The organism is Helicobacter pylori (assembly GCF_017594925.1).
Lineage (GTDB): Bacteria > Campylobacterota > Campylobacteria > Campylobacterales > Helicobacteraceae > Helicobacter > Helicobacter pylori_DP.
Genome location: NZ_JAALNT010000010.1, coordinates 22963 through 45808 on the forward strand (window position 1 = coordinate 22963; position 22846 = coordinate 45808).

A 22846-nucleotide genomic window follows, 5' to 3' on the forward strand; every position below is an offset into this window, starting at 1 on the left:
ACCGCTATAAAGTAGTTTTTTGATGGTATCCATTTTGATACCCCTCATAATAGCCTTTTTGATACCCTTCATTGTATATCCTATCATTACAAGTTTTCTTGTATTGTATGGGGTCATATTGATAATAGCCCACACAGCCGTCATATTCAGCCTCCCCTTCATAGAAAGAATAATGATTGCCAGGAATTTTTGTTGCATCAAATCTATAGCCAGTCTCTTTGCATTCTTTACAAATTTGGCGTTTCTTGTCATTACAAGCTTTGCATAAAGCCTGAAAATCATCAAAAGCTTGTGTGCTTAAATCAGAAACTCTTGAATCATCCTTGCGGCCGTCTTTATGATCCACTTCTATTTGAGTGTTTTCAGAGTTGCCACGCACACCACACATCGTGCAACATTGTTGCTTATAGTGGTTTTTAATGTCTTGACGGATATTTTGGTTAAAAACACATTCAGTATTATAGCCATTCAAGCGTATTCTATCAATAGAATTTCCTAGAGTTTGCCCTTTATCAAACTCCAAATTAAATTCTTTAGCTAAAGATGAGTTGTTCCTACACCAACTCCCCCCATTACCTAGCTGTAATCCTTGATATTTCCCTACAAATTCTCTAACGCTTACCCAACGACTCACCCCATTTTTATCAGGTTGTGCGAGTTCCAAAAATAATTCTTTTTTACTTTTACTCATTTTAAAAAACCTCTCTATAAAAAATTCTAATCAATTTACCTCAAAATAACCCGCATGGCGCAAACTCCAACCGCTTATTTAAAATTAACGATCCTTTGTGATGGTTTTGGCTTTAGCGCCTACAGCCGTAGAACCCGTAGGTAAATCTGAAAGCACCACCGCATTAGCCCCAATCCTCACATCATCGCCCACATAAATCGCGCCCAAGACCTTAGCCCCTGCCCCCACTACCACTCGGTTGCCTAAAGTAGGGTGGCGCTTGCCCTTGAACTTGCCCGTGCCACCCAGAGTTACGCCATGATAAATGGTAACATCATCTCCAATCTCTGTGGTCTCGCCAATCACCACACCCATGCCATGATCGATAAAAAGCCCTCTCCCAATCTTAGCGCCAGGGTGGATTTCTATCCCAGTGATAAAACGCGCTAACTGAGAAAGCGTGCGCGCAATGAAGTAAAACCTCCGCTTGTGCAACGCATGCGCTAGGCGGTGGCAAAGCAGTGCATGAATGCCCGGATAAAGCAAAAGAACCTCCCACTTATTCCTAGCTGCCGGGTCTTCTTGCAAGACACGCTCCAGGCTATAAGACAGATCTAGCATGACAGAGTCTCCGGTTAGAATATATTTGGATCAACATGACTTAAGCAGATTTTTCTCATCCATTCCAATAAAATTTGATGCAAATTTTTCTTGCCATTATACCCAAACTCACACTCCTTTTAATGGAGTAAAATTAATAGAGTAAAACGCTCTCTTTTTTAATTTTTTTAAATTCTTTTAACAACCCTTTAAAAAAGGTTTAAAGAACCCACTAATCCACATTGATTTGGTATTTATTTGGGATAAAACTATTTAAAATGAAAAAAATAAAAAGCAGATTGAAAAAAATTACTTAGTGGTGCCGAAGGTCGGACTCGAACCGACACGGGATTGCTCCCACCAGATTTTGAGTCTAGCGTGTCTACCAATTCCACCACTTCGGCGTGTATAAAGCAAAGAGTGAGATTATACCCACTTATTCCTTAAAAAAACTTAATGGTACACTGGGCGAGACTCGAACTCGCACGAGATTGCTCCCACCACCCCCTCAAGATGGCGTGTCTACCAATTCCACCACCAGTGCTAAAAATTTAAAACAGATATTATAGCTAAATCATGCTTTTTAAGCAATAATTTAGCCCATCAAAAAACCCTTAACTTAAGAATGGGTTACTATAAATAGCGATAATAGCAAACACTAGAGTATAAATCACTTGCGCTTCAATCATCGCCATGGCCACAAACATGGTTGTGAGCAATTTACCGCCCACTCCTGGGTTTCTCGCTGTGCCTGTAATGGTCGCTGCGGCCGCATTCCCCATGCCGATCGCCCCACCAAAAGCGGCAATCCCTAAACCGATCATCGCCCCTAAGATAGAATAAGATTTAATCATATCCATCCCACCCATTCCACCATCATGAGCGAAAGCAACGCCCGCTAAAGCCAGAAAAAATAACGCTAAAAATTTCATTTTCGCACTCCGTTTCAAAAATTGGGCTTGATTTTCATTTCGAATCGTTCCTCTACTTTCAAAAATACAAGCAAGGATTTATTTTAATATAAACTAGCTTAAAAACGCTTTTAAAATAATAAATTTTTATTAAATTATTAGAAATAAGGAAGTTTTTAAAAAACAAATTTGCTTTAAGCAATAAGTTATCCTTAAAAACTTAAAACAATCCATTAGTAGTATAATGATGTGGTCAATAAATTAGATACAACAAAGGATCACAATGCCAAAAGATAACAATAAAGAACTCACTCTACTTGAAAGGGTTTTGGGTAGCAGAATAGAAGTTCTGCCGACTTTGCCAAGAAAACAAACACTTGATAGCAATTATCAACGCATGATTTTAATTAAATCAAATGAGCTATACGATAAGCTAGGTCATATCATCAATCATGGCCTTAGCTCTTTGCCTATTTTTACAACAAGTGTTCCTTTAGATAAATTAGTGTTATATAAAGATGGAAAGGTTTCATCTATGTTAAAAGGTGTCAAAGGGTTTGGGGGCCATGAAGGTTTTGAGATAGTAGGTGCTATTGAGCTAACTACAGGGATTATGAACCATATTGCCCCTATTCTTAATTATAAACTAGCAGAAATCTATTATGAAGCATATGCCGAAACTAATCGTCTTTTTGACGAAAACCAAAGGCTACTCACACAACAAAACATCTTTGTTGCCCAACAAGTTAATGCCTTAAAAGCTAAAACTAAATTTCTCCAAGAAGTTTATAAGGATATTTCTCAAATTTCTAAAAGTGATATTTGGAGACAATCAACATGCACAAATTTACAAAGAATACACATTGAATTAAATGAAATTTTTTATAATTTTATATCCCAAATAAATCAAGGGCTAATATTAAAGAACTTTAATGATGTAAGTGGTAACCACATTTGTGCAAGATACGCTCTTTCTCATTATATTTTTGCGTTGGTTTTAGAATATGTTGCTGCAGGACTCATTGATAATGAGAGCATGAAATTTTTAAAAGCCAAAGTTGAAGAAGCTTTTGATAGTTTTAACAAAACAACAAGTGATTTGGAAAGAGAATTAAATTTTATCCAAAATAGCAATTTTCAAACACAAAAATATATTTGGAATAATCCGTTTCTTGGTTGGTGGTATGATAGCTGGAACAATCAACTACAACCACAACACAACCCTTATCAGCAAAACGAATTAAATAGGTTGAATAATGAAAATATAAATATAGAATATATTAAAAATAATGTTTTAAGTTATTTTGATATAAAAATGGATAGAGAAGCTCTCTTTAATTTAATTGAAGCTCCTAAACAATACCTTCAAAATATTGTTATCACCCACGAAGAGTAATAAAAAGAGTGTATATATTTTAGCCAAGTCCTATGTATTAGATTGGTTTTACATAGGACTATGGATAATTTAAGAGATGGATTAAGCCAAATCTAAAGCGATTTTACCCTTATTGAAACTAATCACCCTACACCGAATACTATCGCCTTCTTTTAAAACCACTTGACACCTGTCCATGTTTTGTTTTCTTAACAAGCCTTCGCCCCCCTTAGGCAAGCTTAAAAACGCCCCAAAATCCACAATTCTTTTCACTTGAGCTTCTAGCACCTCATCAATAGCGTATTGCTCCAATTCTTGATCTAAAGAATGCAAGTAGTTTAAAATAAATTCCTTAGTCTTTAAAACGCGCTCTTTATTCCCCATGATTTTCACTTCACCGCTTGGTTTATTCAAATCAATTTTAACCTCAAACTTTTCCACTATCTCTTTAATCACACGCCCCCCTTGACCGATAATTTCTACAATTTTATCGGGCACGACATTAAAAATCTCCGTTGCAGGTAAATGGGAAAAATTGATCACAATCTTTTCTTTCGCTTCATGCATGATTTTTAAAATATGTTTCCGCGCTTCTTTAGCTTGAAGTAAGGCTTGGTATAAAATTTCTAGCTTGATACCGCTCATTTTGGTATCCATTTGCATGGCCGTAATGCCTTCTAAATTCCCAGCAATCTTAAAATCCATATCGCCTTCGGCGTCTTCTAATCCGCTAATATCGCTTAAAATAGCGTGATCTTGCCCTTCGCTCACCATGCCCATAGCCACCCCAGCGACTAAATCATAAATTTCCACACCGCTTGCATAAAGGGCTAAAGACCCTGCACACACGCTCGCCATTGAGCTTGAACCATTGCTTTCTAAAATCTCAGAAACCAATCGTATCACCTGCTCTTTATTTTTAATACTCGTTTCTAAGGCCCTTTTAGCCAAATTCCCATGCCCTAATTCGCGCCTTGAAGTCGCGCCAATAGAACTCGCTTCGCCCACGCAAAAAGGAGGGAAATTGTAATGGAACATGAAGCGCTCTTTGATAGGGGCTTTATGCTCCAAACTCTCATGGGTTTGAGCGTCATTATCCGTGCCTAAAACCCCTACCACTAAGCTTTGAGTTTGCCCCCTAGTGAATAAAATGGAGCTATGCGCCATAGGGAGTAAATCGCTCTCTATCAAAATGGGCCGCACTTCTTCTAACGCGCGCTTATCCGGGCGGATTTTATCTTGAATAATCATGCGTCTTATCTCAGTTTTTTTCACTTTTTCTAAAGACCATTCAATTTCTTCTAAACTGAATTCTGAGTGGGCTTCGCTGATTTTTTTAGCAATTTCATTGAAAACATTTTCTCGCTCGCTCAAAGCAGAACTTTCAATGCCTTTGATGATTTCATCAAAATACTGATTTTTCAATAAATCTAACAGCCTTTCATTAAAGACTATTCCTTGGCTCTCTTTGAAAAGCAGCTCGTTTTGGTGGGGCGTGAAAATCTCTTCATAAAGCGTGCAAGTTTCTTTCAAACTTTTTTGAGCCAATTCTAAAGCTTTTAGCATTAAAGGCTCTTCTAAAGCGTTTAATTTTTGCCCCAAAGAGCGCATTTCTATCATGTTCAAACTCTCTTTTGTGCCAGACACAAACAGATCCAAACTGGATTGATTCAAAAGGCTTGTGTTAGGGTTAATGATAAATTCGTTATCCACCCTAGCGATCCTGCAAGCGCTCACGCTTTTAATAGGAGCGATATGGGCCAAAAAGAGAGCGGCTGAAGCGGCGTTTAAAGCAGAGACTTGCAAATCGTTTTCAATATCATGGCTTAAAACCATTAAAGTGATTTGGGTAGGGTAGCGGTAATCTTTAGGGAATAAAGGGCGTAAAGTCCTGTCTATGAGCCTAGAGGTTAAGATTTCAAAATCTTGCGCCCTGCCTTCTCTTTTGACAAAACCGCCCGGGATCTTTCCGGCTGCATAAGATTTTTCTAAAAACTGCACCACTAAAGGCAGAAAATCTTCACTCACAGGCTCTCTTTCTGTGCACACGCTCGCTAAAATGATGGTTTTTCCTAAGCGATACATTAGAGAGCTAGTGGCTTGTTTGGCCACTTGTTTGAGAGCGAACTCTTCGGTTTTGTTACTAGAATTGATGGTGATAAAATCCATATTTAATGTTCCTTTTTTAAATTAGGCGCGTTGTTAGCACCTAAGTATTTTTCAATTTCTTCATTGCTCAATCGCTTGAGTTCTTTATAATGATGCTCCACAGAGACAAAACATTCAGGGCGATACACGCTAATCACCCCATCGCACAAGCTTTCTAAGCCTTGAGCGACATTTTGCGCGAGAATGGGGGTTAAAATGTAAATGTCTTGGCATTCTTTTTTCAAGCAAGTTTGCACGCCTAACCCTGCTCTAAACCCGGTTTCAATCCCCCTATCTACGATAAAAATATTTTTATCTTTTAAGCTTTTGATCGCGTTGCCTTTGCGATACTGATAGATGTGAGACAAAATGTCTTCTTCATAAGCTCGCCTGGCTTCCCCATAAACATAATCTAAAGTGATGTCAAAGGAATTGATTAAGCTTTCATTCATCACTATATCCATGCTTTCACTCACTAAAGCGATTTCACACTTTGAGTTTAAAGGGGCTAGGATAGGTTCTAAAAAAAGTATATCATAAGTCGCTCCAAATTTTTGCGCTAAAGCGTGAGCTAGATACAGAGCGTTAAAACTCAAAGCGAGCATGATGGAATCTTTTAAATCAATGTGGCGCGTGTGGATTTCATTAATCAATTTGTTTAAAGCGTCTTCTTCATTGATAAAACGCATGCCCTCTATATCGGTGATATGGCTAAAATCCGTATTCAAATCTGTTCCTTTTCTTACTTACGCTGTAAAGAGCGGTAAGTTACATTGGTTTTAGTGATCGGTGAAAAGTCTAATTCTAGCTTAACATAGTTATTTTCAAACACTCTTATAGGTTGGTTGGGATCGCCGGTGAGAATGGGGCGTCGTTGGTTGACGAATTGAAAGCCAATCCCAAAACAACGGATTTTTTTGTAAATCCCCACATTCCAATTTAAAACCACGTTATTTCTAATATCATAACCCACATCCGCGCTCATGGAAAAGTAACCAAAGTCGTTGCTAAAACCCGCCTTTAAATAATCCGCAGGATTTTCTATAATGCTATTAATCCCACTGCTAAAATTGTTTCTTAAAAAATAAGAGAGGTTAAAGCTTAAAAACTTGCGTTGGTAATTGGCGTTCACGGAGATTTCTTCTAAGCGGTTTTGATAAAACGAATAAAAGACATTCCCAAAAATATTCAATCCCGTTAAGGGCGAAAACCCGATCTTGCTCTCTAGGGGCATTCTAAAGGGCGAAACTTTATCGTCAAGATTGATGAGTTGCGATATTTTAAAATACAACAACTCTTGCCCCCCTAAGCCATAAAGGTATTGCGTTAGGGTTAAATCCACCGTCTTGTTGCTCGCATTGATAGGTAAAATACTGCTAGGATTCCACACCGAGTCATACAAACGCCCTTGATAATCATAATCTCTCAATAAAGGCGAAGTGTAGCTGTTTAAAGCTTGCGCGCTTAAAGCATACATGTTTTGAGAAAATAAGCCATTTTTAAAGGTGTAATAAGGGATGTTGAAAATCGCTTCCAATTGGATCGTGTGGAAAAGCTTGTTGTATTCTCTGGCTAAATCCATATTGACATACATGGAAAAATTTGAAGACACAAAGTTCCCAAATTCCCTTGATTCATTAGGGATCGTAGGCACGAAGGAATTTTTAGATTGCATTAAAGCCACATTAGATAGTTGGAGATCGTTCCAAAGCCCTAAAGACAAATATTTTTTAAACAAAGAAAATTGCAAGCCCACCGGCACATTCAAAGCGTTTTGCACATAGCCATAACCAATCTCTCTTGCGGTGTTTCTAAACTGATAATCCACTGAATACAATAAATTCCTAAAATACAAAGAATTTAAATATTTATGGTACTGCAAATTAGGGACAGATTGGAAAGTGCGGTTGTTGTTGATTTTATTCAGGTTTAAAAAATACTTGATATTCAAGCCGTAATAATTGTTTTCTGTTTGCAAATAGTAATTCGCCCTAGACATGTGCGTGGCGTCTGTGATGCGCTTATTGACCTTTTCAAAACGCACATAGTCCAAATCGTTCATGTATAAAAAGTCAATGTAATGCCCGTTGTCAATATTAGATTTAAGATGGAAGTATTTTTGTAAAGTGTCCCTACTGGAGCTTAAAAATTCAAAACCATAGATATTTTGATTCCTCAAATCATAGCGTTTGACGTATTGGGTGTAATTCCTAAAATAGCGCGCATTGAATAAAAACCTGTCGTCTTTAGAGTTGATGTAGCGCACTTCAAAATTCAAGCCAAACCCCCTTTTATAGCGGATTTGTGGGGTAAAGGTCATATCCCATGAGTTTTTGGGGGCTAAATAAAAGGGTTGCAAATAAATAAAGCCGTCTAAGTTGGAAGTGCCAAATTCAGGGTATAAAAACCCGGTAGTTCTTTTATTGCTAGTGGACATGAAAATATAGGGCAAATACAATACAGGAATATCGCCGACATAGATCTTAGGATTCCACATAGACAAATGCGATTTTTGCATGTTGAATGAGCCTGAAGTCGCATTGACATGCCAAATGGGGTTATCAATACTGCACCCTGAAGCACTCATGTTTTTAATCTTATATTTTTGATCCTTCCCGCTAGCAATATCCGCACTCACCCAAATCCCGCTCACGCTGTCTTGGACATAAAAGGGGAAAATGATCTCATATTTTTCATTCAAACTCAATTTCACATAATCGGTTTTAACGAGCAAACCCTCGCCCCTATAAACCTTGATATTGCCTTCTAATAACGCTTCTTTAGTTTTGGTGTCATAACGCACCTTGTCCGCTAGAATATACACGTCATAATTCAATAAGATCGCATTCCCTGAGGCGGTTATCACATTGTCTTTGGCGCTCACTTTATCCGCAAGGATTTCAAAAATCTTATGGTTTTGTTTGTCAAATCGTTGCATGGCGATTTCTTTAGCGTCTGATACGCTCAATAACAAAAAAAACACCAAATAAAACCAACGAATCATTTTAAAACAACACCAAAAGACTTTTGCTTTTTTCTTCATGCCACGCCCTATGATAGGGGTTTTTAAACACCACAAACCATAAAAAGGGGCATAGAAAAACCACGATTTTTAACCCTAAACGCTTCAATAAAATAGCCCTACTGGGGCAATCTGCTAAATAAATATCAATAATTTTAATCCTAAAAACCAGTTTAGCCAAACTCATCTTGCACAAACACACAAAAAAGATTTCATAAACGCCATACAAGACGATAAAACCCATCGCAACAAACGCGCTGTGATAAATGGGGTTAGTCAGCCAATATAAAGAATGCAAGAAATCGCACGCGCCTAAAAGATCGCTCAATAAAAACGCCACTAACAAACTATCGGTTAAAAACGCTAAGATGCGCCAATACAAGGGGCATAAACGCATTTTTTCACGCATAAGGAGTGTTTCTATGATTTCAGTTTCTTCTTTTTCTAAATTTGGAGGGCGCATTCAAAAACAAACAGGACAAACTCTTTGGTTTGTCTTAAACTTTAACCTTTAAGAATATTCTTTCAAATCTAACACCTTAAAACCAATATCCTTGCGATAAAACATGCCTTCAAAATGCACCTTTTGAGCGATCTCGTAAGCATGGTTTCTGGCCTCTAATAACGATTTTCCTCTACCAATGGCAAAGATCACCCTCCCCCCACTGCTTTCAAACACGCCATTATCCTGCTCCACCTCCCCTAAAATCAAATGGCCCTTTTTTTCATCAACCGGATCAATATAAAGGGTTTGTTTGGGCGAAGAGCTAGTGGGGTAATTCCTAGAAACAAGCGCCACACTCATCACAAATTCTTTAGAAAACACCAATTCAAGAGAATGTAATTCCCCTTTGGCTGTAGCCAAACACAAATCTAAAAGCGAGCTTTCTAAAAGGGGTAAAATCGTCTGGCATTCAATATCTTTAAAACGCACGCTAAAATCCAATAAATACGGCTCTAAAACGCCCTTTTCTTCTATGATTACAATTTCAGCGAGTAAAACCCCTTTAAAAGGCGTGTTGTCAGCCTGAAGTTTCTCTAAAGTGGGTTTAAAGATATGATTTTTTATTTTCTCTTCTAATTCATTAGAGAAAAAGTTTGCAGGAGCGATGGCCCCCATACCTCCTGTATTGACCCCATTATCCCCTTCTAGTAAGCGTTTGTAGTTTTGGCAAAAGGGCAACAAGATAAAATCATCGTTGGCTATGAGCGCTGTAACTGAAAGCTCAAACCCCTCTAAAAAAGGCTCTATGATCACAGGTTCATTGCTTTGTTTGAAAGCGTCTTCAAGGATTTTTAGCGCTTCTTCTTCTTGATGGACAATGCTTGTGTTTTTATTCAACGCTTTAATCACTAAGGGGAAAGAAGCGTTTTGAATGTGATTGAGAGCTTCTTTTAAATCGTTTGTTTCAAAGTAAGACGCGCTTTTGATACCGCACTCTTTAACAAAAGCTTTCATGTAGCTTTTAGAAGCTTCTAACTTAGCCGCTTCTTTAGAAGCCCCAAACACTAAAATCCCCGCTTTTTCTAACCTCTCTGTAAGCCCTAAAATCAAAGGCTCTTCTTCTGAAATGATAGCTAAATGGATCTGTTTTTTAAGGGCTAATTCCACGATATGCTCGTAATGTTCGCATTCCAGATTCTCGCCTAAATCTTGAGTGCCACCATTACCCAAACAAAAATACAAAGCATTCACTCGCTCATCTTGCTGAAGCCTTTGAGCCAAAGCATACTCTCGCCCCTTATTCCCCACAATTAAAACATTATAGTTATTGTTATCTTTCATGTCTTCCCTAAAATGTGGTTGTTTTTAAACCCAGATGACCGCTACTTTTACATGTGCATAAGTTCAACAAACCTACACTAATAAGGCTAGGAGGATCTTCTTAGGGGCAGATTTAAAAAATGCCATCACACAAAAACCACTACCTTAGCCTAACTTACTTTTTCAACGAACTTGCCATCAAATAAGAAACACGAATCATCCAGGCGATTCTTAAAATTATACTTAAATTTTAAAGAAATTCCATGCAAAAATATTCAAGCGATCCGTGATAGTTTTAATTGACGTTTAGGCACTTTAAGAGAAACTGACTGATTTATTTCAACCTTTCTTTATACGCTACCTCCAAACTGCTATACCCTTTTTTCAATTCTCCCACACCCCCAAAAGCCACCACTTTAGCTTCTTTTAAAAAAATCGCGCTGTCTAAATACTTTTCCACATCCACCACCAAATGCGTAGAGACTAACAAGCTTGCGTTTTGGCTAAATTCCTTAGCGATGAGTTCAAAAATCTCTTCTCTTGCGATAGGGTCAATCCCAGCCACCGGCTCATCAAAAAGATACAAAGAAGCGTTTCGCGATAGGGTTAAAATCAGTTGCAATTTTTCCCTCATGCCTTTTGAAAGGGCCTTGAACTCTCTTTTTAAAGGCACGCTGAAGCGTTTTAGCAAATTTAGGGCTTTTGATGAATCAAAATCGCTGAAAAAATCCTTGTAAAAAGCGATCGCTTTTAGAGGCGTTAATTTAGGGTCTAAAAAATCGCCATCGCTTAAAAACGCTACGCTTTTTTTCGTCTCTATGCCGATCTTTTGATCTAAAATTTTCACTTCCCCTTGATAGTTCAAATTCAATCCGGCTAAAATCTTTAACAGAGTGGTTTTACCCGCCCCATTAGGCCCTAAAAGCCCTATAAATTGCTGTTTGGGTAGTTTCAAATTGATATTGTCTAACGCTTTTAAACTCCCATAGGTTTTAGTCAAATTCTCTATTTCTACTAGCATTTTAATTCCCCGAATTTGCGCACTCTTTTGTAAAAATCGCTAATGATGTTTTCTAAATCTTTAGGGGTGAAATCAGGCCATAAAATCGGCGTGAAAAACAATTCCGCATAGCTGGACTGCCACAATAAAAAATTAGACAAGCGCATTTCCCCCCCTGTTCGTAATAATAGATCCACTTCAGGCAAATCATGCGTGTCTAAACGATTGGAAATTTCATTTTCTAGGCTTTCTATATTATTTATATGGCTAGGCGGGCTTTCTAATAAGCTTTTAAACGCCCTTGAAAGTTCGTTTTTAGATCCGTAATTGAGGGCTAAAACTTGCGTAAAATCCTTAAAATGCCTGGTATCGTTTTCAAGCTGCAAGATCATGTCTCTCAATTCTTTAGAAAAGCCCTCTAAATCCCCTATCGCCCTAAAGCGTATGTTATTATCCAAGTAAGTGGATCGCTCATCTTTAAGGTATTTTTTAAGCATTTTCATTAAAAAATCCACTTCACTTTTGGGGCGTTTCCAATTTTCCGTAGAAAAAGCGTATAAAGTCAAGCATTCTAACTTATGATTAGCGCACCAGATCGTAATGTCTTTTAGGGTTTTTACGCCTTTTTTATGCCCATAAGCCCTAGCTTTATTCTTTAATTTAGCCCACCTGCCATTACCATCCATAATAATGGCAAGATGTTTGAGAGTGTTATCCAATGCCTTTACCCTTTAAAGAAAGTCTTTAATTATACACCATTAAAGCGTGCAAGCATCCACTAAATAAGCGATATGCTGCCAAGCGAATTGGGTTTTTTCACTCAAACCAATTTCGCAAGTGCTAGAAGTGGAAAAGCCCCTTTTAAGATCATAGGATTGGTAAAACGCTTGAAAGCCGTTTAAAGCACTCTCGTTTAGTTCAGGGGTGAAAAAGCCCTTATTCCCCGCAAAGCCGCAACAACCCGTCTCTTTATGGATAACAATCTCGCCCAAAGTGCATTTTTTAGCCAAATTGAATAACAACTCTTCTTTATTTTCTAGCTTTAAAGCGCACATCGTGTATAACCCTATGTCTTCGTTAATGGGGTTGAATTTTAATTTTGGGCTCAGAACTTCTTCAATATAGACGCTCAAATCATAGACTTTCAAATCTTTATAAGCTTTCATTTGCTTGAAAAAATGCGTCGAACATGCGCTATGGTCTAAAACAATGGGGATTTTTCCCTCATCGCTTAATTGTAAAAAAATCGCATGGTTTTTTTCATTGTTTTGTTTGGTTAAGTCGGTGTAATTGATAAAGGCTTTCCCGCAACAAAGCGCATCCAATCCATTAGGATACACCACCGAAACTTTGGCTTTTTGGCATAAGGATTCAAACACTTCTTGAATGCATCTTTTATCCGCCATTTTTGTTGATGGAGCGAACGAGCGGTTGATGCAGGTGCTGAAATAAATGACTTTTTCTCCACCCTTAAGCGTTTTATTTTCTAAAGGATAGGCGTTGTTTTTGGGCATGTAATGAAAGGCTTTAGGGAAGGGTTTGATGAACTTTTTAATCCCTTTGGTTAGGCTCACCAAGTTGTGAGGGCCTATGAGTTTTTGAACCACGAAAGCGCTTTTTAAAGAAAAACGAGCCGCGCTTGTGGTCGTTTGCATGTTATTTAAGATCTTTGAAGCGATCTTCTCGCCTTTAGGGTTCTTTTGATAATGATTTAGGGCGATCTTTCCGGTATCAATTTCTAAAGGGCATAGCATAGAGCACATATGGCACACCGCGCAAGTGGCGTGGGCTAAGTATTCAGACTCTTTTAAAAGCTCATCTAATAAAACTTGATCTTCATCATGACCATGACTCACCCTTTCTTTCAAACGCTCTACCTCTCTGTGGATAACGATTCGTTGTCGTGGCGTTAAAGATAAATCTTTACTGGGGCAAATCCTTTCACAAAACCCGCATTCCATGCACATGTCCAAATGCTCTTCAATAGGGTAAATGCTCTTTAAATTTTTAGTGTGGATTTCTTTATCGTTTGTGATGATCACATCAGGGTTTAAAAGGCCATTAGGATCAAACAATTCTTTGATTTGTCTGTGGATCTTATAGGCTTTTTCTCCCCACTCCATTTCCACAAAGGGGGCTACCATCCTGCCTGTGCCATGCTCGGCTTTAATAGAGCCAGAGCTTTTGCTCACCATTAAAAACATCTCAGAAACCAAATTTTCAAACGCTTTTCTTTCAGCTTCATTTTCTAAAATCGGCGTAACGACAAAGTGCAAATTCCCGCTTAACGCATGCCCAAAAATAATGCCATTATCCTTAAAGCCATGTTTTTTTAAAAGCCCTTCAATCGCTTTTGCCCCTTCTACAAAATCCTCTTGACTGAAACACACGTCTTCAATGATCACAGAGCTTTGGCTTTTCCTTTTTGACGCTGCGATAGGGAAAATGCCTTTTCTGATCTTCCACCACGATTGATAAACATTAGGATCACTGCTGATTTGAGAATCTAAAACGACCGGTATCGCGTTCAAGGCGTTTAAAATCGTTTGCATGTTGTTTTCTAAAATTAAAGGGTCATCGCTTTCGCTTTGAATGAGTAAGCATGCGTTAGGCTCTTTGATTTCTAAAATCACGCTAGGCATGCCCTCTAAATTTTTCACGCTCTTTAAGGACGCATAATCCATAAGCTCTGCTGAAGAAATCATTTCAGGTTGTTTGGCTTTTAAAGCGGCTAAGATTTGAGCGGCTTTGGCGCATTGCTCTAAATTTTCATAAAACAATAACGCGCAAGTTTTGTAAGCGTAGTCTTTCACGCATTCTAATCCCACGCTTGAAATAAAGCCTAAAGTCCCCTCAGAGCCTATGAATAAATGGCTAATGATTTCAATAGGATCTTCAAAATCAATGAGAGCGTTTAAGCTATAGCCGGTGGTGTTTTTGATCTCGTATTTTTTCTTAATTAAAGCGTGCAATTCTTCATCTTTTAAAATCTCTTTTCTTAAATTCAAAACCCCTTCAATCAAATCTTTGTGTGCGTTTTTGAAATTCTCAATACTCTTTTGATTGGCCGTGTCTAAAAGCGTGCCATCAGCTAAAATGACTCTTAAGGATTTTAGGGTTTTATAGCTGTTTTGCTCCACCCCGCAACACATCCCGCTAGCGTTATTAGCGACAATCCCCCCTATCATAGCGGTGTTTATCGTAGCGGGATCCGGGCCTATTTTTTTATGGTAAGGTTTTAATAAAGCGTTCGCATGGCTTCCTATGACTCCGCATGAAAGCTGAATGCTTTGAGCGTTGTCTAAAATGTGAGCGTCTTTGAAAAAATGCGCCACCACCACTAGCACCCCATCACAGCTCGCCTGCCCTGATAAGGAACTCCCAGCCGCTCTAAAAGTCAATGTAACGCCATGCTTTTTAGCTAAAACACAAAGCTTTTGAATTTCTTCTTCATTTTTCACCCAAGCGACTATTTTAGGGATATAACGATAACATGACGCGTCAGTGCCATAAGCCAAACGGCGTAAATAATCCTTAAAGATCCGTTCGTTTAAAAACCCGCTCGCTTCGGTAAAAAAAGCATGATAATTTTCTTCCATGTGCACTCCTTAAACATGCCTATTTATCAAATCATTGTAACATAACCTTACTTTAAAAATTAAGGATAAACATGCTTGAAGATTATGCGATCAGTTTAGAAGAAGTCAATTTCAATGATTTTATCGTCGTAGATGTGCGCGAGTTGGACGAATATGAAAAATTGCATTTGCCTAACGCTACGCTCATTAGCGTCAATGACCAAGAAAAGCTCGCTGATTTTTTATCTCAGCACAAAGATAAAAAAGTGTTGCTCCACTGCAGGGCTGGTCGCAGGGCTTTAGATGCGGCTAAAAGCATGCATGAATTAGGCTATACGCCCTATTATTTGGAGGGCAATGTCTATGATTTTGAAAAATATGGCTTTAGAATGGTCTATGATGATACCTCTTTGAGCGGCAAAAAAAACTAGGCATGAGGGAGATTGTATGGGTGCATTCTCAAAGAATCGCCCCTTATAAGACTCTCATTTTAAACGAATTGCGCTACTATCCCTTAGAATTGGATTTAACCCCTTTTAACGCCCTGATTTTCACTTCTAAAAATGCGGTGTTTTCCTTGCTAGAAACCCTAAAAAACAGCCCCAAACTCAAAACGTTACAAAACATTCCTGCTTACGCTTTGAGCGAACCCACCGCCAAAACTCTACAAGATCACCATTTTAAAGTCGCCTTTATAGGGGAAAAAGCCCATGGCAAGGAGTTCGCCAAAGAAATCCTTCCTTTATTGGAAAAAAAAAGCGTTTTGTATCTCAGGGCAAAAGAAATTGCCTCTTCTTTAGACACCATTCTTTTAAAGCATGGCATCAATTTCCAACAAGCCGTTGTTTATGAAAACAAGCTCAAACATTTGACCTTAAGCGAACAAAACGCCCTAAAGCCCAAAGAAAAGAGCGTTCTCATTTTCACCGCTATAAGCCACGCAAAAGCCTTTTTGCACTATTTTGAATTTTTAGAAAATTACACCGCTATCAGCATTGGCAACACGACCGCTTCTTACCTACAAGAGCGAGGCATTCCAAGCTATATTGCTAAAAAGCCTTCCTTAGAAGCGTGTTTAGAACTGGCTTTAAATTTGAGGGTTAAGGAATATTAAAAATATCTTATTATAATGCTCTCCATTGATTTTTAAAGGATGATACATGAATCTTGTCTTTTTATGGGCCGCTTTAGGGGGGGCTATAGGGAGTTCGTTGAGGTATTTTGTGGGCAAAATAATGCCCAGTAAATTTTTAATGTTTGAAAGTTTCCCTTTAGGGACTTTTAGCGTGAATCTCATAGGGTGTTTTGTCATCGGCTTTATGGGGCATTTGGCCGCCAAAAAAGTTTTTGGTGATGATTTTGGGATTTTCTTTGTAACCGGGGTTTTAGGGGGTTTTACAACCTTTTCTTCTTATGGATTAGACACTTTAAAACTCTTGCAAAAATCCCAATACCTTGAAGCCATTTCTTATGTCTTAGGCACTAACCTTTTAGGGCTTATTGGGGTGGCTATCGGTTGGTTTTTGGCTAAAAATTTTGTAGGCATTCATTAAAAAACGCTTTCTAGCGTTTTATTAACGCTTGATTAAAGCAGAGCCTACAATCACAACAGCCACAAAGCTATTTCATCGGCCATGAAAAAATCGCTCGCTATCAATCGGTTATCTTTAATGAAAGCCTTATTTTCTTCAATCAAAAACTTTACTTTATTTCCATCTAACAAACTAAGCTCAACCCCCAATTCACACCTTAAGCCTAAAAACAGCTTTTCTAAGCACTTGTCTTGTTTATTAAGCGTCTCAACTTGGCGTTTTAAGGGGTCTTTGATGTAGTTTTCTATGAGTTTTTTTGCAAAAAAACGCTCATTCGCCACGCAGCCTACAGCCCCAGCCCCACACCCTAAATAATCTTTAGCCCCCCAGTAAGCTAAGTTGTGCTTGACTTGATAATTTCTAGCGTAATTAGACACTTCGTATTGCTTGAAAGAAAAGCCCTCTAAAATCTCTCTCACCACATTGTCAAAATTCACGCATGAGGGTTTTTTGGCGTTTTTTTCTAAATTCGTGTTTTTTTCAATACTCAAAGCGTAAGCGCTCAAGTGGTTGATAGGGAGTTCTTTAGCGAGCTTTAATTCTTCTTTTAAGGAGTTTTCATTGTCTAATGGGGTGTTATAAATCAAATCAATGCTGATATTTTCAATCCCGCTTTTTAAAATAGTTTCTATCACGGGGGCGATATTTTTGGAATGTTGGCGCTCTAAAAACAACAATTTATCTTCCCTAAAACTTTGCACCCCTAAACTCAAACGGTTGATCCCTAAATCTTTTAAGCCTTGACACCAAGCTTTAGAAATCAATTCAGGGTTAGCTTCAGTGGTGATCTCACAATCCAAGCTCAAGCGCGCATTGCGATAAATGCTTTCAAAAATCCTTTCAAAAGCCTTCACGCTTAAAGTGTTAGGCGTACCGCCGCCAATAAAAATACTTTCAATTGGTTCGTCAGTTTGGCTTAAGGCATGCTTTAAATCCAGGCATAACGCTTGCGTGTATTCTTCTTTTAACCCATGCTTGTTTTCATAGGAATTGAAAGCGCAATAACCGCATTTATTTTCACAAAAGGGGATATGAATGTATAAAATCATATTTATTTCTCCCATTTTCATTTTATTTTTTAAGCAAAACTTAAACTTGTAATTGTATCATTTTAAGATCATTTTGATAAGTAGAGGAGACAAACGATGAAAAAGGTTATTATGGCTTTAGGCGTTTTAGCGTTCGCAAACAACTTAATGGCAACCGATGTTAAAGCTCTTGTAAAAGGTTGTGCCGCTTGCCATGGGGTTAAATTTGAAAAGAAAGCTTTAGGTAAAAGCAAAATCGTCAACATGATGACTGAAGCAGAAATTGAAAAAGATCTTATGGATTTCAAAAGCGGTGCTAATAAGAATCCTGTCATGACCGCGCAAGCTAAAAAATTAAGCGATGAAGACATCAAAGCTTTAGCCAAATACATCCCCACTCTCAAATAAACCCTCTTAATTTTAATAGCGTTATTTGGGCGCTATTAAAATGGGTTTCAAGCCCTTTTTTCTTAATTTTTGATTTTAATGGCATTCTTAACCCTACTTAAAGCCAGCATACACTATAATACCATCTTAATCAAACAAGAAAGAGCTAAAATAAAGACCTATGCTACATAAAAAATATCGTCCTAACGTTGCGGCCATTATCATGTCGCCAGACTACCCTAATACATGCGAAGTTTTTATCGCTGAGCGCATAGATATTGAAGGGGCGTGGCAGTTCCCCCAAGGGGGCATTGATGAGGGAGAAACCCCTTTAGAAGCGCTTTATAGAGAATTACTAGAAGAAATTGGCACGAATGAAATAGAGATTTTGGCGCAATACCCTAGATGGATCGCCTATGATTTCCCAAGCAATATGGAGCATAAATTCTATTCGTTTGATGGGCAAAAGCAACGCTATTTTTTAGTGCGCCTAAAGCATGCGAACAACATTGATTTGAACAAACACACGCCAGAATTTAGGGCTTATCGATTCATCCATCTTAAGGATTTGCTTAAAAAAATCGTTCCTTTCAAACGCCAAGTGTACCGCCAAGTCATTGCTTATTTCAAAAGAGAGGGGTATTTATAGGGTGTTAATCGTTCAAAAATACGGCGGCACGAGCATGGGCAGCATAGAAAGGATCCACAATGTCGCTCAAAGGGTTTTAGAAAGCGTTAAATTAGGGCATCAGGTGGTGGTGGTGGTTTCAGCGATGAGCGGCGAAACCGATAGGCTTTTAGAATTTGGCAAGAATTTTAGCCATAACCCTAATAAGCGGGAAATGGATAGGATTGTGAGTGCTGGGGAATGGATTTCAAGCGCGGCTTTGAGCATGGCGTTAGAGAGGTATGGGCATAGAGCTATTTCCTTGAGCGGGAAAGAAGCGGGCATTTTAACCAGCTCGCATTTTCAAAACGCTGTGATCCAATCCATTGACACCCAACGCATCACAGGGCTTTTAGAGAAAAACTACATTGTGGTGATCGCTGGGTTTCAAGGCGCTGATATTCAAGGTGAAACAACGACTTTAGGGCGTGGGGGGAGCGATTTGAGCGCGGTCGCTTTGGCCGGGGCTTTAAAAGCGGATCTGTGCGAAATCTATACGGATGTGGATGGCGTTTATACCACCGATCCGCGCATTGAAGAAAAGGCTCAAAAAATCGCGCAAATCAGCTATGATGAAATGCTTGAACTGGCTTCTATGGGGGCTAAAGTTTTATTAAACCGCTCGGTGGAATTAGCCAAAAAACTCAGCGTGAAGTTAGTGACTCGCAATTCGTTTAACCATAGCGAAGGCACGCTCATTGTCGCTGAAAAAGACTTTAAAGGAGAACGCATGGAAACCCCTATAGTGAGTGGGATCGCATTGGATAAGAATCAGGCTCGTGTGAGCATGGAGGGCGTGGAAGATCGGCCTGGCATTGCCGCTGAAATCTTTGGCGCTTTAGCGGAGTATCGCATTAACGTGGATATGATAGTCCAAACGATCGGCAGAGACGGCAAAACCGATTTGGATTTTACGATCGTTAAAACCCAAATAGAAGAAACCAAGCAAGCCTTAAAGCCTTTTTTAGTGCAAATGGATTCCATTGATTATGATGAAAATATCGCTAAAGTTTCCATAGTGGGCGTGGGCATGAAGTCGCATTCTGGGGTAGCGAGTATCGCTTTTAAAGCCCTAGCCAAAGACAATATCAATATCATGATGATTTCTACAAGCGAGATTAAAATTTCGGTTTTGATTGACATTAAATACGCTGAATTAGCCGTTAGAACTTTGCATGCGGTGTATCAATTAGATCAATGAAAAATTTCTACGACTGGATCAAGGAATTTGTGCGTGATCAGGGGGAATTTATCGCCCAGCAAAGCGGGTGGTTGGAATTAGAACGATCAAGTTATGCCAAACTCATCGCGCAAACCATCTCGCATGTGCTTAATGGCGGATCGCTGTTAGTGAGCGCGGATTCTTCTAGACACTGGTTTTTAAATTACATTCTTTCTAACTTAAACCCTAAAGATTTAAAAGAGCGCCCCTTATTGTCCGTCATTGATTTTAACGCTTCTTCTTTCTACCCCAAAAACGATGCGAATCTCTCTCTAGCCACCATAGAGATGACTTATCAAAACCCCATGTTTTGGCATGTTGGGAAAATTGAAAATGAAGGCTTGAAAACCTTACTATTGAGTAAAATCCCTAGTTTTTTATGGCTTTTTGAAGAGCTTAAAGAAGATTGCTTGCTTTTAAAAGAGCATGATAGTTTGTTAGATTATAAATTATTGCAACTCTTCAAACTCTTTGAAAACGCTCTTTTTAGCGTGCTATACAATAAGGTTACTTTGTGAAAAACCTCAACCGCCTTATTTATACAGACAATCTTGAAGAGAGCCTAGAAGAGACCGCAAGCCTTTTTGAACACCACATTAAATTCTACACGGAGATTATTGAAAAAGACAAAAAAGTGATCAAAACTTTTAATAAGGATTTTAAAATTGAGCATGCTAAAGAAGTCCTATCCAAAGCCCATCTCAAACACAGCGAACTGAACGCCTTTTTAATCGCCGCTCCCAGTTATGGTATAGAAGCCCAAAACGCGCTCTTAAAAATCTTAGAAGAACCCCCGAATAACGTTTGTTTTATCATGTTTGCTAAAAGCCCAAACCATGTTTTAGCCACCATTAAATCCCGCCTGATCAAAGAAGACAAGCGCCAGAAAATCCCCCTAAAACCTTTAGATTTGGATTTATCAAGGCTGGATTTGAAAGATATTTATGCGTTTTTAAAAAATTTAGACAAAGAAAATTTTGATTCCAGAGAAAATCAGAGGGAAAAAATTGAAAGCCTGTTAGAGAGCGTTAACAGACATAAGATCCCCTTAAACGAGCAAGAATTGCAAGCCTTTGATTTAGCGATCAAGTCTAACAGCTCTTATTACAAACTCAGCTACAATCTTTTACCCCTACTTTTAAGCCTTTTATCCAAAAAGAAAACGCCATGATTGTAAAACGCCTTAACCCTGATGCGCTCAAAAACGCTCTGCAAAAAATAGGCCCAGAAAAGATCGCACAAAACCATATGCACCAAAAAGGCGTTAGCTTTGTTTTTGAAATCCAACACCTGCCCTTAAGCGCTGCGCTCATTTTAAAGCAAGAGGCCATAAGCGTTGGGGGCGATTTTGCCACGCCAAGAGATTGTATTTTAGCTAAAGAGCCTTTTTATGATGGGGTGCTGATTGTGAGCGCTAAGCAATTAGAACGCCTTATTGTTAAGTGCCATTCCCAACCCTTTGGGCTTAAACATTTAGCGCAAGAATTAAAAAGCCACCTCAAAGCTAAAAAGCCTAACGCCCCACAGATCATGGCAATCTTGAATCTCACGCCGGATAGCTTCTATGAAAAGAGCCAGTTTGATAGTAAAAAAGCGCTTGAAGAAATCTACCAATTGCTAGAAAAGGGTATCACGCTCATTGATATAGGCGCGGCCAGTTCAAGACCGCAGAGTGAAATCATTGATCCAAAAATAGAGCAAGATCGCTTAAAAGAAATTTTATTAGAAATCAAATCCCAAAAACTCTACCAATGCGCTCAATTCAGCATAGACACCTACCATGCCACAACCGCCCAAATGGCTTTAGAGCATTATTTTTCTATCCTTAATGATGTGAGCGGTTTTAATAGCATTGAAATGCTAGAAGTCGCAAAAGATTACAAGCCTACTTGCATTTTAATGCACGCTCAAAAAACCCCCAAAGACATGCAAGAAAATGTTTTTTACCACAATTTATTTGATGAAATGGATCGCTTCTTTAAGGAAAAATTAGAGGTTTTAGAAAAATACGCATTACAAGATATTATTTTAGATATTGGGTTTGGATTCGCTAAATTAAAAGAGCATAATTTAGCCTTAATCAAGCATTTAAGCCACTTCCTCAAATTCAAAAAACCCTTATTGGTGGGAGCGAGTCGTAAAAACACGATCGGGCTTATCACCGGGCGTGAAGTTCAAAACCGGCTCGCTGGCACTTTGAGTTTGCATTTAATGGCGTTGCAAAATGGGGCGAGTATTTTAAGAGTGCATGATATTGATGAGCATATAGATTTAATCAAGGTGTTTAAGAGTTTGGAAGAAGCGGATTGAACCCAATTTTTGGTTTTGATCCTGCTGAGTGTTGGTGATAAAAAACGCTCAAAAGCGTTTTTGATGATTAATGCCCCATTTAGCCCTAGCATTCAAAGAACCACATCCATAGACGAAGGGTTGTTGTAAGCGTTTTGGTAGCGTTGCAAAAAAGCGTTATGGTTGGTGGCGTTAAAGGTTTGAAAGGCTTTTTTGTGCAAGCCATTCACCGGTTGCTTGGGGGCGCTTTCCACTTCTTTAGAGAATTTCCCGTTATAAAAATCCGTCAAGCTATAAAGCGACTGGGCGGCAAGGCGTTTTTGGCTCTCATCCATTCCGGCCGTAGCCCTTAAAAAAGCCTCATACTCTCTATCGCTCATCAATTCTAACACCAAAAAGCCGTAAGTCTCTCGCTTGTCAGGGTTAAAGGGGAGGTTTTCTGTTGGAGCGTCCTTTTTTTCTCGCTCTATTTTTTCTGCGCCTTCAATAGGAGCTAGGTCTTCTTTAGGAGCGCTTTTAGCGTTTAAAAGCCCATAGAGGTTAGAATCAAACTGATTGATAGAAGAAACAGCCATGTGAATTTCCTAAAATT

General features: G+C 38.7%; 23 protein-coding genes and 2 tRNA genes. 10 read left to right on the forward strand and 15 right to left on the reverse strand.

The genetic code is table 11. The annotated features are described in order from the left end of the window. Positions 1-4: 4 nt before the first annotated feature. The 5 genes from G6069_RS04845 to G6069_RS04865 form a co-directional block, all read right to left on the reverse strand. Positions 5-691 carry an NlaIII/IceA1 family type II restriction endonuclease gene (locus G6069_RS04845; protein ID WP_197293549.1) on the reverse strand — a complete coding sequence of 229 codons (687 nt, stop codon included), beginning with the start codon at positions 689-691 and terminating at the stop codon, positions 5-7. A gap of 84 nt (positions 692-775) precedes the next feature. Continuing rightward, positions 776-1291, reverse strand: a complete 516-nt coding sequence (gene epsC, locus G6069_RS04850; RefSeq protein ID WP_120848902.1) for a serine O-acetyltransferase — start codon at positions 1289-1291, stop codon at positions 776-778. 296 nt (positions 1292-1587) lie between these two features. Then, positions 1588-1674 (reverse strand) — tRNA-Leu (locus G6069_RS04855). Positions 1675-1727: 53 nt separating this feature from the next. Then, positions 1728-1814, reverse strand: a tRNA-Leu gene (locus G6069_RS04860). 70 nt (positions 1815-1884) lie between these two features. Beyond that, a complete protein-coding gene (locus tag G6069_RS04865; RefSeq protein WP_000669961.1) occupies positions 1885-2202 on the reverse strand; it encodes a F0F1 ATP synthase subunit C in 318 nt (105 codons plus the stop codon). Positions 2203-2464: 262 nt separating this feature from the next. Between G6069_RS04865 and G6069_RS04870 the strand changes: the two genes are divergently transcribed. Next, a complete protein-coding gene (locus G6069_RS04870; protein ID WP_197293550.1) occupies positions 2465-3577 on the forward strand; it encodes a hypothetical protein in 1113 nt (370 codons plus the stop codon). 81 nt (positions 3578-3658) lie between these two features. On the opposite strand, the gene G6069_RS04875 is transcribed toward G6069_RS04870, so the two are convergent. The 8 genes from G6069_RS04875 to G6069_RS04910 all read right to left on the reverse strand — a co-directional run bounded on the left by G6069_RS04875 (position 3659) and on the right by G6069_RS04910 (position 15090). After that, on the reverse strand, positions 3659-5725 hold the full coding sequence (locus G6069_RS04875; protein ID WP_197293551.1) for a polyribonucleotide nucleotidyltransferase: 2067 nt from the start codon (positions 5723-5725) through the stop codon (positions 3659-3661). A gap of 2 nt (positions 5726-5727) precedes the next feature. Continuing rightward, positions 5728-6432: a phosphoribosyltransferase gene (locus G6069_RS04880; protein ID WP_197293552.1), complete on the reverse strand. Its 705-nt coding sequence runs from the start codon at positions 6430-6432 to the stop codon at positions 5728-5730. A gap of 14 nt (positions 6433-6446) precedes the next feature. Further along, complete coding sequence (locus tag G6069_RS04885; protein WP_197293568.1) at positions 6447-8708, reverse strand: LPS-assembly protein LptD; 2262 nt, start codon at positions 8706-8708, stop codon at positions 6447-6449. A 1-nt stretch (position 8709) separates the two neighbouring features. Further along, entirely contained in the window at positions 8710-9189 is a 480-nt protein-coding gene (locus G6069_RS04890; RefSeq protein WP_197293553.1) for an RDD family protein, read from the reverse strand. A gap of 48 nt (positions 9190-9237) precedes the next feature. Continuing rightward, complete coding sequence (gene purD, locus G6069_RS04895) at positions 9238-10512, reverse strand: phosphoribosylamine--glycine ligase (protein ID WP_197293554.1); 1275 nt, start codon at positions 10510-10512, stop codon at positions 9238-9240. Positions 10513-10825: 313 nt separating this feature from the next. Beyond that, positions 10826-11512: an ABC transporter ATP-binding protein gene (locus tag G6069_RS04900; RefSeq protein WP_197293555.1), complete on the reverse strand. Its 687-nt coding sequence runs from the start codon at positions 11510-11512 to the stop codon at positions 10826-10828. Further along, on the reverse strand, positions 11506-12210 hold the full coding sequence (locus tag G6069_RS04905; RefSeq protein ID WP_197293556.1) for a di-trans,poly-cis-decaprenylcistransferase: 705 nt from the start codon (positions 12208-12210) through the stop codon (positions 11506-11508). Before G6069_RS04905 ends, G6069_RS04900 begins: the two co-directional genes overlap by 7 nt. A gap of 39 nt (positions 12211-12249) precedes the next feature. Then, the gene (locus tag G6069_RS04910; protein ID WP_197293557.1) at positions 12250-15090 is read right to left on the reverse strand and encodes an FAD-binding and (Fe-S)-binding domain-containing protein; all 2841 of its coding nucleotides are present in this window, start codon (positions 15088-15090) and stop codon (positions 12250-12252) included. 71 nt (positions 15091-15161) lie between these two features. Here G6069_RS04910 and G6069_RS04915 point away from each other — a divergent pair, with 71 nt between their 5' ends. From G6069_RS04915 to crcB, 3 genes are read left to right on the forward strand one after another with little or no spacing between them, the layout of a single operon-like run. Continuing rightward, positions 15162-15500: a rhodanese-like domain-containing protein gene (locus tag G6069_RS04915; protein ID WP_197293558.1), complete on the forward strand. Its 339-nt coding sequence runs from the start codon at positions 15162-15164 to the stop codon at positions 15498-15500. Positions 15501-15502: 2 nt separating this feature from the next. After that, positions 15503-16183, forward strand: coding sequence for a uroporphyrinogen-III synthase (locus G6069_RS04920; RefSeq protein WP_197293559.1), 681 nt, complete (start codon positions 15503-15505; stop codon positions 16181-16183). 46 nt (positions 16184-16229) lie between these two features. Next, a complete protein-coding gene (gene crcB, locus G6069_RS04925) occupies positions 16230-16622 on the forward strand; it encodes a fluoride efflux transporter CrcB (protein ID WP_097709346.1) in 393 nt (130 codons plus the stop codon). A gap of 50 nt (positions 16623-16672) precedes the next feature. Here crcB and hemW read toward each other — a convergent pair whose 3' ends face one another. Next, the gene (gene hemW / locus G6069_RS04930) at positions 16673-17710 is read right to left on the reverse strand and encodes a radical SAM family heme chaperone HemW (RefSeq protein WP_197293560.1); all 1038 of its coding nucleotides are present in this window, start codon (positions 17708-17710) and stop codon (positions 16673-16675) included. A 96-nt stretch (positions 17711-17806) separates the two neighbouring features. Here hemW and G6069_RS04935 point away from each other — a divergent pair, with 96 nt between their 5' ends. From G6069_RS04935 to folP, 6 genes are all read left to right on the forward strand, one after another. Then, the gene (locus G6069_RS04935; RefSeq protein WP_187943606.1) at positions 17807-18097 is read left to right on the forward strand and encodes a c-type cytochrome; all 291 of its coding nucleotides are present in this window, start codon (positions 17807-17809) and stop codon (positions 18095-18097) included. Positions 18098-18257: 160 nt separating this feature from the next. Further along, positions 18258-18725 carry an RNA pyrophosphohydrolase gene (locus G6069_RS04940; RefSeq protein WP_000902600.1) on the forward strand — a complete coding sequence of 156 codons (468 nt, stop codon included), beginning with the start codon at positions 18258-18260 and terminating at the stop codon, positions 18723-18725. Between the two features lies 1 nt (position 18726). Then, positions 18727-19944 carry an aspartate kinase gene (locus tag G6069_RS04945; protein WP_079373298.1) on the forward strand — a complete coding sequence of 406 codons (1218 nt, stop codon included), beginning with the start codon at positions 18727-18729 and terminating at the stop codon, positions 19942-19944. Further along, complete coding sequence (gene hobA, locus G6069_RS04950) at positions 19941-20483, forward strand: DNA replication regulator HobA (RefSeq protein WP_000788235.1); 543 nt, start codon at positions 19941-19943, stop codon at positions 20481-20483. Before G6069_RS04945 ends, hobA begins: the two co-directional genes overlap by 4 nt. Then, positions 20480-21136, forward strand: a complete 657-nt coding sequence (locus tag G6069_RS04955; RefSeq protein WP_000793470.1) for a DNA polymerase III subunit delta' — start codon at positions 20480-20482, stop codon at positions 21134-21136. Before hobA ends, G6069_RS04955 begins: the two co-directional genes overlap by 4 nt. Next, complete coding sequence (gene folP / locus G6069_RS04960; RefSeq protein WP_197293561.1) at positions 21133-22275, forward strand: dihydropteroate synthase; 1143 nt, start codon at positions 21133-21135, stop codon at positions 22273-22275. Before G6069_RS04955 ends, folP begins: the two co-directional genes overlap by 4 nt. 92 nt (positions 22276-22367) lie before the next feature. On the opposite strand, the gene G6069_RS04965 is transcribed toward folP, so the two are convergent. After that, entirely contained in the window at positions 22368-22829 is a 462-nt protein-coding gene (locus tag G6069_RS04965; protein WP_000301268.1) for an HP1233 family protein, read from the reverse strand. Between the last annotated feature and the right edge of the window lie 17 nt (positions 22830-22846).